This is a genomic window from Bacillus cereus group sp. Sample62, from assembly GCF_036851315.1.
Taxonomy (GTDB): Bacteria; Bacillota; Bacilli; order Bacillales; family Bacillaceae_G; genus Bacillus_A; species Bacillus_A wiedmannii.
Map to the genome: position 1 here is coordinate 2,990,194 of NZ_JAFLPK010000001.1, position 13,350 is coordinate 3,003,543.

Genomic DNA, 13,350 nt, shown 5'->3' on the forward strand with positions numbered 1-13,350 from the left:
TCTTTTATATGGAAGTGTAATAGACAAAAACATTTGTCTATTACACTTCTTTTTAAATACCTTTTCACAAGCGAAATAATTATCTAGTAAATGCCGCTGCTACGCCACCATCAACTGTAATCATACATCCTGTTGTTTTATCTGCCTTTGAAGAGGCAAAGAATGCAATCGATTCAGCGATGTCTTTCGAATAAATATTAACTAATAATGTTGTGCGTTTACGGTAATGCTCTTCTAACTGATCAGGCTCGATACCATATGCTGCGGCACGTTCTTCACGCCATTTTGAACCCCAAATGGCTGATCCTTGCAGAACCGCATCTGGAAGAACTGAATTTACACGAATACCATACTCACCGCCTTCAGCTGCAATACATCTCGCTAAATGCGTTTCAAGTGCTTTTACAGAGCTATATGCCGAAGCGTTTTTCCCTGCGTACACAGAATTTTTCGATCCGACAAATACCATATTCCCACCGATTCCTTGCTGTTTCATTTGCTTGAACGCTTCACGTGCCACTAAAAAGTAGCCCGTTCCAAGCACGTTCATATTTAAATTCCATTCCTGAAGTGTTGTCTCATCAAATGGACTAGATGTCGCAAGTCCTGCATTGTTTACGATACAATCAATGCCTCCGTAAACAAGAGCTGCCTGCTCAAATGCCTCCTTCACTTCTTCTTCTTTTGTTACATCCATTTTCACCGCGAGCGCACGACCTTCGCCATACTTCTCGTTAATTTCAGTCGCAATTTTTTCTGCTCCTTCAAAGTTCAAATCAGCAAGCACGACATGCGCACCTTCTGAAACGAGGCAGCGTCCTGTTTCACTTCCGATTCCGCCAGCGCCACCTGTAATAAAGGCAACTTTGCGAGAAAATTCCGCTTCCGCTGGTGCTAACGATAATTTATATAGCTCTAATGGCCAGTACTCCACATTGTAAGATTCATTTTCACCCAGAGAAACGAAACGTCCAAGTGTTGTGGAGCCTTTCATTACCGAAATTGCCCTATGATACAGCGCACCACTTACTTTTGACATCGCCACATTTTTACCGGTATTCACCATACCGATACCAGGAATTAAAATAACGCGAGGTGCAGATTCAAACATTTTGTCTCCTTCGTATTTATTACGTTCAAAGTAAGCTTTATACTCTTCTTTAAAGCTTTCCACACCAGCTTTTATGTTCTCTATTAATCCGTCCACGTTTTTTGTTTGCGGATCCCAATCGATATACAGAGGACTACGCTTCGTATGAACTAAATGATCAGGACAAGCCGCTCCAACTTGCGAAAGCTCTCCTGCATCGTGACTGTTTACAAATTGAAGGACTGCATCTGTATCGTCATAAGATAACAGCATTTTCTTTTCATCACTCACTGCCCCGCGAATAATCGGCATTACTTTTGCAAGCATACTTCTACGCTCTTCTGCTGAGAGTGCTTCGTATTTTTGACCTCCAAATACAGTACTTTCATTCACTCGCTCATGAATATATTGTTCTGCCTCATTAATGGCAGCAATTGTTTTTTCATAACTTTCCTTCGCCGTATCTCCCCAAACGACTAAGCCGTGTTTTTCCATTAACACTAGTTCAGCATTTGGATTATTTTTCACGCCTTCTGCAATCATTTTAGATAACGTAAATCCAGGGCGCACATACGGAACCCAAACGAAACGGTTACCGTAAATCTCCTCGGCAATTTGTCTTCCATTATGTGCGCAGCAAAGACTAATAATGGCATCTGGATGTGTATGATCCACATGTTTAAAAGGCAAGAAAGCATGCAATAATGTTTCGATAGATGCGCGCGGATGCTTATTGTCAATCATACAATGAGATAAGTACTCTACCATTTCTTCGTCTGGCATTTCTTCGCGCTCGATTAATAAACGAATGTCTTCCATTCTTAAAGCAGTAAAGTTTTGTGCTTTCATAGTCGCTAAATCAGATCCACTTCCTTTAACCCACATTACTTCTATATCGCGGCCACGAAAATCTTTTTCAAATGTCTTTATCGATGTGTTTCCGCCGCCCCAATTACATACTGCACGATCCGTTCCAATTAAATTTGAACGATACACTAATTCGTCTACTCCTTGCGACAATTGTGACCCCTTCGTTTCGTTCCATAAGCTATTAACCATATTTTTAACCCCCGTCGTTTTTTTATTGTTCTATTATTTCGGATACGAAAATAGTGTGTATCCATATGTTCAAGAGTTTTATATTATTTGCGACTCTTTTAAACACTACAATTGGTACACTTTCATTCCAATATGGAAAAATATGCTCTATAGTACCCCCCCCCGACATATTATCAGGGGGATTTTTAACTTAATGGTATAATGGCCCAAAGTTTTGGCAGGCACGGTAATCTGCTGCTTCTGGGTCTTTCGTTCCGAACATGCCCCATGCACTCGGTCTGAAGATATTCTCTTCTTTGACGTTATGCATATTTACAGGAATTCGGAGCATGGAAGCAAGAGTAATTAAATCATTGCCAATATGTCCATAGCTAATTACGCAGTGGTTTGCACCCCAATTATTCATTACGGTGTAAACATCTTTAAAGGCACCTTCCCCTGTTAAATTTGGTACAAACCAAGTTGTTGGCCAAGTTGGATCGGTTCTCTCATCCAATACGTCGTGAACCTCTTCTGGTATTTCAACCGTATAGCCTTCTGCAATTTGTAAAACAGGACCTAATCCTTTAACAAGGTTAAGACGGGCTGCTGTTACAGGCATATTTCCTTTTGTTAAGAAATCACTCGAGAATCCACCTCCGCGGAAATATCCTGTTGAAGCTGGTCTCCATGAAGTCGCTGCTAGACAATTTTGAGCTTCTTCCTCCGTAATTTCCCAAAACGGTTTTATAACAGGCTTTCCATCTTTCGTTTGTTGTCCTGTACCATCAAGCGCAGCAGAACCGGAGTTTATCATATGAATAAATCCATTTGCCGCCAATCCTTCAGGTTTATGCCCTGTCACACGTTCTACCGCCTCTGGACTCCAATACGTTCTTACATCCGCAAAAACTTGAGCCGTATTTGTTAATAAATGGCCAAATAACATCGTAACCCCATTTAAACTATCATTTTCAGTAGCCATAATGTATGGAGGACGAATTCCGTTCCAATCAAAGGACGAATTTAAAATTGTTTCCATAAAATCGCCATTTGGGAAATGATCCGTCCATTGGCGCTGACCTTGGAAACCTGCAGAAATGGCGTTATGTCCTAATGCTTCTTCACCATAGCCAAGTTCCTCTAGTCTTGGATTTCCAACCATAAGATCTCTTGCAATTAACGTCATTTTAACGCTAGTTTCCCAATCTTTATTCTTTTGCTCCCTTGATCGTTGCATCTCTTCCGCATTATTATCTCGGCCTTCTGGACAATATTCCTTCACCCAATTTAAAGCCATTTCATATTCTTCCTTATCATAAATTTCTTCATCTATCCTTCTTACAAATTCAGACATGTCGATGTATTCATTTCTCATTCCTAAATAATCTTGGAAAAATTCAGGTTGGACTGAACTACCGGCAATCCCCATAGAGACAGATCCCATCGAAAGATACGATTTTCCTTTTAAAGTAGCCACAACAAGACCAGACTTTGCAAATTGAAGTAACTTTTCCTGCACATCTTCAGGAATAGATGTATCACTTAAATCTTGCACATCTTTCCCGTATATACCGAAAGCAGGAATACCCTTTTGATTGTGGGCAGCTAGGACAGCCGCAAGATACACTGCCCCTGGACGTTCTGTTCCATTAAACCCCCATACTGCTTTTGGAATATCGGGATTCATATCCATTGTTTCAGAACCATAGCACCAGCATGGTGTAACAGTAATAGAAACACCGACTCCCTCTCCTGCAAATTTTTCAGCCGCTTTAGCCGATTCAGCCACACCGCCAATGCATGTATCAGCAATGACACATTCTACTGCTTCCCCATTATAGTGACGCAAATTTTCAGTTAATAAGTTTGCTACCGATTTTGCTAGATTCATCGTCATATCTTCCAGAGATTCACGTACACCATTTCTTCTCCCATCAACAGTTGGTCTAATTCCTATTTTTGGTAATTTATTGTAAAATCTATTATGAACAGTTTTCATTTTAAAACCCCTTTTTCATTACATTTTGGTCAATTATTTCGATAAAACGGCCGTATGCTTCCTGCCATTCTGATTGATTTTGAGGTTGATAATGTTTAACAGGAAACGAACTTTCAACAATTTCTCTACCTTCCTTTAAATCTTTTATTTTCCCAAGTGCAATCCATTGAGATAATGCATTTCCAATCGCACTCGCTTCAACCGGTCCTGCTATAACGGGGCGGTTTGTCGCATTTGCGGTAAATTGACAAAACAAATCATTTTGAATGCCACCGCCGCCCATATGGATAACCTCTATTGATTTTCCAGTTAAAGCTTCTAGTTTTTCTAAAACCCACCTGTACTTGAGTGAAAGACTTTCCAAAATACAACGGAGGAAACTCCCTTCCGTTTCAGGCAGCTGTTGACCACTCTTTATACAGAAATCCCGTATTTGTTTCGGCATATTTTCAGGATTGAAGAAAGAAGAATCATCGGGATCTATGAAATGTGTAAACGGTTTTGTATGTCGAATCAACTCTGCTTCTTCTTCGTAAGTAAAAATCGTACCTTCTTTTGCCCAAACCGCTCTACATTCTTGCATGAGCCATAATCCCATAATATTTTTGAGTAACCTGAACTCACCATCTGCTGTTCCTTCATTTGTAAAGCCCCATTCCAATGCCTGTTCATTGACGATTGGATCTTTTACTTGAACGCCCATTAAGATCCACGTACCACAACTCATAAACACAGAATTTTCTGACTTTATAGGTAATGCAGCAAGAGCACAGGCTGTATCATGTCCCGTTCCAGCAATAACCTTAACAGGCTGTATGCCAAATTCGTTATGAATCGAAGAAAGCGTCGGACCAAGAGTCGTTCCTGGCATCACAATATTTGCCATAATTTCTGTCGGAAGGTTCAGCTTCGTCATAAGGGAAGTATCCCAATTACGCTCATGAATATGAAATAACGATGTCGTTGTACTAATCGTATATTCATTCGCCTTTTCACCAGAAAATAAATAACTCAATAAGTTTGGTGTTAATAATAGAGTTTTTGCCTTTTCCATTAAATCTAGGTTATTCTTTTGTATCGTATACAGCTGGCAAATCGTATTAATTGCTGCTGGCGCGACTCCAGTTCGAGAGAACAAGACATCCCGTGGAATGACTTCCATGATTTCCTTTAGGCTGTCATTTGTATGCGGATCTCTATAAGAATACGGATTGCTAAGCAATTCACCTGTTTCAGAGAGTAGTCCGAAATCAACTCCCCACGTATCGATGGACAAACTTTCAATCGACTTATGTCCGTTTCTAATACTTTTACCAATCCCATTTTTCATCTCCTGGAATATCCTTAACACATCCCAATAGTAATGACCTGTTACGTAAACCGGACGGTTGGAGAACCTGTGAACCTCTTCAAGATAAAGGCGTTTCCCATCAAATCCACTAACCATTAAACGCCCATTGGATGCCCCTAAATCAAAAGCCCAAACTTTTTCCATTCATTCACACCCTTTAGAAACATGTAACTACTCCGCATCTTTTAGTAGTTGTAATCTATATTTCTCGGAAGATAGATTTCTTAATTCGTGACATTCATCCTCTGTCAGCACTCTTGGCACTCCTATTGTCGATGCAATCGTATATACCTTTGCCGCTTCTTCTAGAATTTGCATAAGAAAATATGCTTCTTTCATCGTTTTACCAACCGTCAGGACGCCGTGATTTCTCATTACTACTACATCATTTTCTTCAATTACGCCAGATACTGCGTTAGCCAATACTTCTGTAGTCGGTATCATATAGTCAAGATAAGCCACGCTTTGAATCATTGCCGGAAAATCTGGGAATAGACTCGGAATCGTATGGCCAGTACATGATACACCTACGGAATAACTCGGATGCGCATGTAAAACAGCTGTTATATTAGGGCATTTACGAAAACATTCCAAATGCATTAATATTTCAGAAGATGGTTTTAAATCATCTAATATCTCACCAGTTTCAATATCGACACGTACCCACTCGTCGTCTTCTATCTCTTGCAAATCAAAACCGCTAGGAGAGATATACATGATATTCCCATCTCTCATACTTAAATTTCCACCTGCCCCTACTACAAGGCCAGTTTGGACAATCTTATTTGCATATAATTTCAAATCATTTATTACATTGGTCAATGTTATACACCTCAGTTTCTATCTTATTTGTATTGCTAGTTTCGTTTTATATTTTATTGATATAGAACTTCCTTAATTTTTGGATCATCGATGTTCTTTTTATCGTACCAATAGAAACCAGTGTCAATTGTTTTTGATACTTGTTTCCCATCTAAGTTTTCAACAGCTGCTTTCACAGTTTCATAACCAATTCCAATTGGATTTTGTGTAATCGCACCTGCCATTACCCCGCTCTTAATCGCATCAATTTGTAGTTTACCAGAATCAAAGCCAACTACTACGACACTCTTTTTGTTCAATTCTTTAACAGCATTTACTACACCAATCGCAGAACCTTCATTTGTCCCGAAAATGCCTTTTATATTTGGGTACGCTTGCATAATTGCCTTAGCAGCGTCAGTCGATTTTAATTGATCACCGCTACCATATTGAATATCGACAATTTTGATGTTCGGATACTTTGATTTGATTGTATTTACAAACCCATCACGGCGTTCAACACCAGTTTTACTTGTCTGGTCGTGAGCAACTACTGCTACTTCCCCTTTTTCACCAATTAATCCAGCCATTTTCTCAGCTGCAAGAGCTGCTGCCGCTTTATTATCTGTTGCAGCTGTTGCTACAGGTATATCTCCTTCAACACCTGAGTCAAATGCAACAACCGGAATTTTTTTGTTTTTTGCTTGTTCTAATAAAGGAAGAGCAGCCTTAGAGTCTAATGCCGCAAAACCAATCGCATCAGGTTTTTTATCAAGTGTGCTACGTAGCATTTCCACTTGTTTATCAACCTGTGCTTCCGTCTCAGGACCTACAAATGTAATATTGACCTTATATTCATCTGCTGCTTGCTCAGCCCCTTTTTTAACTGCCTGCCAAAACTGATGCTGGAAACCTTTTGAAATAATCGCAACATAACGTTTGCCGTCATCTTTTGCAGGAGCATTACTATCCTTACTTCCCGTGCTTGCATTGTTTGAAGAACACGCTCCCATAAACATCGAGATTGCGAGAATTGACGATAAAACGATGCCTTTTTTTGCTTTTTTCATCTGAAATTCCCCCTATATATTGTTTGATTAAAAAACAGTATCACAGTTAATTCTTTGCTTTTTTGTTTCGTAACACATCTGCGTAAACTGCTAATAAGATAACAGCCCCCACAACTACTGTTTGCCATTCTTGAGGCACTGAAAGGATTTGCAGACCATTCGTTAACACACTCATAATCAATGCACCAATTACAGTACCAAGAATTGTTCCTTTACCACCACTTAAAGAAGTTCCTCCGATAACTACTGCTGCGATTGCTTCTAATTCATATCCTGCTCCTAAAGCAGGCTGAGCAGAATTTAAACGAGATGCCATGATAATCCCTGCAACACCAGTAAAAACACCTGCAATCATATAGATGATTATTTTCCATTTATCCACATTCACTCCAGAAAGACGAGTTGCTTCTTCATTGCTTCCTAGTGCAAATGTATATCTTCCGATTATCGTTTTATTTAAAATTAAGCTTGCGAAAATGGCCATTCCAAAAAAGATAAAAACAGCATTCGGAATAGCAAAACCAGGGATAATCGAACCCATCGCAATTTTGTTAAAACTCGGTATAGAAGTAAAATAGATTGGAGTAGCTTTCGAAATAACAAGTGCTAATCCTTTCGCGATCATCATCATCGCTAACGTTGCAATAAATGGTGGAATCTTCAATTTTGCAATTGCAGCTCCAGAAATCAAACCTACTACGGCACCTATTAAAATGCCTAAGGTAACAGCTACCCAAACTGGTAAGCCTAAGTTGACAGCAAACACACCTGTCATAACCGAAGACAAAGTCAGTACAGTTCCACATGATAAATCAATTCCACTTGTAACGATAATCATCGTTGCCCCTAAAGCGAGGATGCCTGTAACAGCTGTTGATAGAAAGATTCCTATAATATTATCAAATTGCAGAAAATTAGCTGAAGCAATTGAAAAAATGAAAACAAGTACAATTAAACTTGCAAATGCTAGAAGCTGCTGAAGAGCATTTGCATTAATTCCTTTCCCCATCTTCCCTTCAACTGGAAGTTCGACTACCTTTTGTATTTCCATTCTTGTTCACTCCTTTATCATCCGTTATTATCCATTACATAATGCGTTTTGTTGCAAGAGTCATAATCGCTTCTTGCGATGCTTTTTCATCATTTTTCAATTCTCCAGTTATCTTTCCTTCACACATGACAATTACACGGTGACTTATCCTTAATATTTCAGGAAGTTCTGAGGAAATCATAATGATAGATTTTCCTTGCTCAGCTAAATCATGTAGTAACTTATAAATTTCGTCTTTTGCCCCGATATCAATTCCGCGTGTAGGCTCATCAAAGATTAAGATATCTGAATCTCTAGTCAACCACTTGCCAATAACTACTTTTTGTTGATTCCCTCCTGAAAGATTTTTCACTAATTGATTACCTGATGGCGTTTTTATTTTTAACCTTTTAATGAGTTCCTCAGATTGTTGATCAATTTTAGAACCATGCATCAAGCCAAGAGGTTTTATATAATCTTTCATGGATGCCATTGCAATATTTGTTTTGACATCCATCCCAACTAGAAGCCCAAACTGTTTTCGATCTTCGGACAAATAGCCAATTCCATGTCGTACTGCATCCTTCGGGCTTTTTATACTCAGCCTTTTTCCATTTATGAAAATCTCCCCTGAATCTAATGGATCTGCCCCAAATATGGCACGGGCTACTTCTGTTCTTCCAGCTCCCATCAATCCAGCAAAACCAACGATTTCTCCTTTATACAGTTCAAAACTTACATCCTTTATCGTGTTCCCTCTCTTTAAATTTTTCACTTCAAACACTTTTTCTCGCGCTTTCTCTTTCATTTCTGGTTTTTGATTGTTATCAATTTTTCTTCCAACCATCATAGAAATAATTTGTTCAATCGTTGCATCTTTCGTGTTCATCGTCCCTACGTATGTACCGTCTCGCATAATCGATACACGGTCCGTAATTTTCTTTAGCTCTTCCATACGGTGAGAAATATAAACAATTCCTACACCGTCCTGCCGTAATTTGCGAATCATAACAAACAATGAATCGATTTCAGTATCAGTTAAAGCTGCGGTTGGCTCATCCATAATCAATACTTTTGAATCAAAGGAAAGAGCCTTAGCAATTTCCACCATTTGTTGTTTCGCAACCGTTAAATCACCTACCAATTCTCTTGGATCTAAATTTATGTTTAACCTTTCAAATAGTTTTCTCGCCCTGTTATTTAATTCTTTTTCATTTAAAAAAAGATTAAATAATCCTTTAGGTTCTCTTCCAATAAAAATGTTTTGGGCAACAGTTAAATGCGGAGCTAAATTAAGTTCCTGATGAATAATGCTGATTCCAAGTCTTTGTGCTGCTTTTGTATCTGGTACCTCTATTTCTTTTCCTTCGTATGCAATCGTTCCAGTATCCCTTTGATAAATCCCTGTTAAAATCTTCATTAATGTGGATTTGCCAGCTCCATTCTCCCCCAAAAGTGCATGAACTTCGCCTTTTTCCAATTCAAACTTCACGTCAGAAAGCGCTTGCACACCAGGGAACGCTTTACTAATTCCATCCATTTTCAGTAGCAATTCACTCATTCCATCACCTACTACCCCTATTAAATTTTTAATGAAACAATATATTAGTTTAATAATGCGTTAATCAGTAACCACGCCCTTTTTTAGAATCATATTAGCATAGAGAGCACTCTCACTCGTTGCAACAATTGCATAAGCATTCTTTGCTCTCTCATAAAATGCAAAGCGGTCAATCATCTCAAAGCTATCAAAATGAGTATCATATTGTTTAATCACTGCATCATACGTTTCCCAAATAGAGGGCGTGGTAGGATCTCCTTTTACAACCTTCATTAATGAAACGGAATGATTGCTATACGTATCGAGCGGAAAGAACTGTAAAATTGCATGTAAAACTTCAAGAACCCCATGTCCTTCACATCGAATGAGCTTCGCTCCGCAAGAGGCAGCGGGGAAATTTCCATCCGCTAAAACAATCTCATCCCCATGCCCCATTTCTAAAAGAATTTTCATTAAATCTGGACTAATTATTTTCGGTATTCCTTTTAGCATTTCTATCTCCCTTCCAATTTTTATTTCAATAAAAATCATCATTTCTAATCGTTTTAACTACGTACATTCTGTGCATCTATTAGTAATTTCGGTGTAAATATTTCATTAAAAGGACCTTCTTCATTGTTTAAACGCTTTAGTAAAATATCACCTACCCTTTCTCCCATTTCATATGGTTTGTGAGCTACCGATATAATCCCAGGTGCTTGTAATAATTGTGCTGCTTCAACATCACCAAATGAAGCTATCACAATATCCTCTGGTACAGAGTAGCCTCTCCTCGTTAATTCAAGAAGAACACCGAATGCCATTTCATTGTTCAAAGATAGAATAGCTGACGGTTTCTCAGTAAAATTAAGAAAATAATCAACTGCTTTCATTCCACCCTCTCTAGTGAAAGTGCTATTAAACGTATAGTTTTCATCCTCCTGAACCCCAAACTCTTCCAAAGCTTTCTGAAATCCTTCATAGCGCTCTTTACCTGTACTAACGTTTAACAATCCATTCACAAGACCAATCGATTTATGCCCCTGTTTTAAAAGATAGCTCGTTAATGTATAAGCACTTTCAAAATTACTTTCTATAACCGAATCTAATTTTGGACCTCCAATCTCAACAGTCCGGTCAACTAAAACAATTGGTACACCGGCTTGATGAATACTTCTTACTCTTTCTTCACAACCTCCAGCAGTCGCCAACACAATCGCATCTACCCGTTGTTCCACTAGTAGCTGCAACAATTTATCCTCTTTTTTAGGATTTTCATGACTGCTACAAAAAATAAGGTTATAGCCCTTTTGCTGTACAATATCTTCAATCGCCTTTGAAATTGTCATGTAATACTGGTTTGTGATATCTGGAATCACAACACCAATCGTGTATGTTTTATCTTGCTTTAAACTTCTAGCAATCGCATTTGGTTGATAATTAAGTTTTTTCACAGCTAAATGAACACGATCTTTAATGTCGTCACTTACAAATCCACTTGCATTTAACACCCGAGATACTGTAGCTGTAGACACATTCGCTTCCATTGCAACATCTTTAATTGTAGACTTAGCCATTTCATCACTCTTTCTAAGTTTTCAAGAAATCGTTTACTTCAGTTTCGTTTAAACCCTTACTTCATCCATGTAAACGATTACTTAGTAGTTTACATGGATAATAATAATTTAATTTTCAGAATATTACAAGACTTTTTATAAACATTTTTTTCACAAAAAATAAACCTATTCATCAGATGACCTGCAAAGTGTAAATGGACTCGTTATTTTCGTGATTAAATGGGCGTTTATTACACATTCTACTGTCGTAATATCGTTCTATTGTGAAGTTTCGTAGTACATAAAAAGTTGGATAAATGACAGTTGAATTTTAGTAATAATAAAAAAGAGCCAATCTCCAACACAATAGAAGATTGACTCTTTTCTTTATTTACTCCCTAGTTTCAGAAAATCGCTTTATACGTTCACCAATTTCATCACGCACATGTTGAAATTCAGACCACTCTTTTCCTGCTGGGTCATCAAATCCCCAGTGAACACGATTTACGTGCGGAGGTGTCGAAGGACAAACAGAATCTGCATGACTACAAAGCGTAACAACTAAATCAGCGTTATTTAAAATGTTTGCATCAATTATATCCGATGTTTGATTCGTTATGTCGATATTTACTTCTTTCATCGCTTTAATAGCATTTGGATTTACTCCGTGTGCTTCAATACCTGCAGAATATACATTCCACTTATCTCCTACATATTGTTTCCCCCATGCTTCTGCCATTTGGCTTCGGCATGAATTTCCTGTGCATAAAAAGTAAATTGTCTTTTTGTTTTCCATGTTGTTTTCCACCTTTGTTTTTAAATTATACTGGTTGATCATTAAAATATTTACGCTTAAACCAAAAAGCGACATTTACAAGTGCAATCATTACAGGGACTTCCACTAATGGTCCGATAACAGCTGCAAATGCTGCGCCCGAATGAATACCAAACACACCAACTGCTACAGCAATCGCTAACTCGAAGTTATTACTACCTGCTGTAAATGCTAACGTTGTTGTTACTGGATAACTTGCACCAATTTTTCTTCCCATAAAGAAAGAAACGAAAAACATCACGATAAAATAAATGAATAACGGAATTGCTATTCTTACTACATCGAGTGGTACACTCACAATCATTTCCCCTTTTAAAGAGAACATAACGATGATCGTAAATAGCAATGCAATTAATGTAAGTGGACTAATCTTAGGTATAAACACCTTTTCATACCACTGTCTTCCTTTTAACTTAACGAGTACAAAACGTGTCAACATACCTGCTATAAAAGGAATTCCCAAATAGATAAATACTGATTTCGCTACTTCTCCCATTGTAATATCAACAATAGCCCCTTCAATTCCTAACCATTCTGGAATGACTGTTACAAACACGTATGCATAAACGGAGAAGAATAACATTTGGAATACCGAGTTAAAAGCTACTAAACCTGCCGCATACTCTTTATCCCCATCTGCAAGGTCGTTCCAAACAATCACCATTGCAATACAGCGTGCTAAACCAATCATAATGAGTCCGACCATGTATTCTGGCTTATCCGGAAGAAAAATAATTGCTAAAACAAACATAAGTACAGGTCCGATAATCCAGTTTTGTACTAAAGATAAAACCAATACTTTTACATCTTTAAATACTCGGCCCATTTCCTCGTAACGAACTTTCGCTAATGGTGGATACATCATGACAATTAAACCGACAGCGAGCGGAATAGACGTTGTTCCAACTTGTAATGTATGTAGTCCGTCTACTACACTAGGAAATGCAAACCCTAAACCAATCCCAACAGCCATCGCTAGAAAAATCCATAGTGTTAAATATCGGTCTAGAAATGATAAACGTTTCATTTTATTTTCC

The 13,350-nt window shown here is 38.2% G+C and carries 11 protein-coding genes; all 11 read right to left on the minus strand.

From position 1 onward, the window contains the following. Positions 1 to 79: 79 nt before the first annotated feature. Entirely contained in the window at positions 80 to 2,149 is a 2,070-nt protein-coding gene (locus J0835_RS15215) for a bifunctional aldolase/short-chain dehydrogenase (protein ID WP_087981147.1), read from the minus strand. A 190-nt stretch (positions 2,150 to 2,339) separates the two neighbouring features. Continuing rightward, positions 2,340 to 4,130 (minus strand): L-fucose isomerase, encoded by a 1,791-nt coding sequence (locus J0835_RS15220; protein ID WP_087981148.1) that lies wholly within the window; start codon positions 4,128 to 4,130, stop codon positions 2,340 to 2,342. 1 nt (position 4,131) lies between these two features. Then, positions 4,132 to 5,625 (minus strand): rhamnulokinase, encoded by a 1,494-nt coding sequence (locus J0835_RS15225; RefSeq protein ID WP_087981149.1) that lies wholly within the window; start codon positions 5,623 to 5,625, stop codon positions 4,132 to 4,134. A gap of 27 nt (positions 5,626 to 5,652) precedes the next feature. Next, on the minus strand, positions 5,653 to 6,303 hold the full coding sequence (locus J0835_RS15230; protein ID WP_087981150.1) for a class II aldolase/adducin family protein: 651 nt from the start codon (positions 6,301 to 6,303) through the stop codon (positions 5,653 to 5,655). A gap of 53 nt (positions 6,304 to 6,356) precedes the next feature. Beyond that, positions 6,357 to 7,352 carry an ABC transporter substrate-binding protein gene (locus J0835_RS15235; RefSeq protein WP_087981151.1) on the minus strand — a complete coding sequence of 332 codons (996 nt, stop codon included), beginning with the start codon at positions 7,350 to 7,352 and terminating at the stop codon, positions 6,357 to 6,359. A 46-nt stretch (positions 7,353 to 7,398) separates the two neighbouring features. After that, on the minus strand, positions 7,399 to 8,403 hold the full coding sequence (locus J0835_RS15240; RefSeq protein ID WP_176373368.1) for an ABC transporter permease: 1,005 nt from the start codon (positions 8,401 to 8,403) through the stop codon (positions 7,399 to 7,401). Positions 8,404 to 8,437: 34 nt separating this feature from the next. After that, positions 8,438 to 9,943 carry a sugar ABC transporter ATP-binding protein gene (locus J0835_RS15245; RefSeq protein ID WP_087981152.1) on the minus strand — a complete coding sequence of 502 codons (1,506 nt, stop codon included), beginning with the start codon at positions 9,941 to 9,943 and terminating at the stop codon, positions 8,438 to 8,440. Positions 9,944 to 10,003: 60 nt separating this feature from the next. Continuing rightward, positions 10,004 to 10,435, minus strand: a complete 432-nt coding sequence (locus J0835_RS15250) for an RbsD/FucU family protein (RefSeq protein ID WP_087981153.1) — start codon at positions 10,433 to 10,435, stop codon at positions 10,004 to 10,006. 53 nt (positions 10,436 to 10,488) lie between these two features. Then, positions 10,489 to 11,499, minus strand: coding sequence for a LacI family DNA-binding transcriptional regulator (locus J0835_RS15255; protein WP_087981154.1), 1,011 nt, complete (start codon positions 11,497 to 11,499; stop codon positions 10,489 to 10,491). Positions 11,500 to 11,869: 370 nt separating this feature from the next. Continuing rightward, the gene (gene arsC, locus J0835_RS15260) at positions 11,870 to 12,274 is read right to left on the minus strand and encodes an arsenate reductase (thioredoxin) (RefSeq protein WP_333728133.1); all 405 of its coding nucleotides are present in this window, start codon (positions 12,272 to 12,274) and stop codon (positions 11,870 to 11,872) included. A gap of 25 nt (positions 12,275 to 12,299) precedes the next feature. Beyond that, a complete protein-coding gene (arsB, locus tag J0835_RS15265) occupies positions 12,300 to 13,340 on the minus strand; it encodes an ACR3 family arsenite efflux transporter (RefSeq protein WP_087981156.1) in 1,041 nt (346 codons plus the stop codon). Between the last annotated feature and the right edge of the window lie 10 nt (positions 13,341 to 13,350).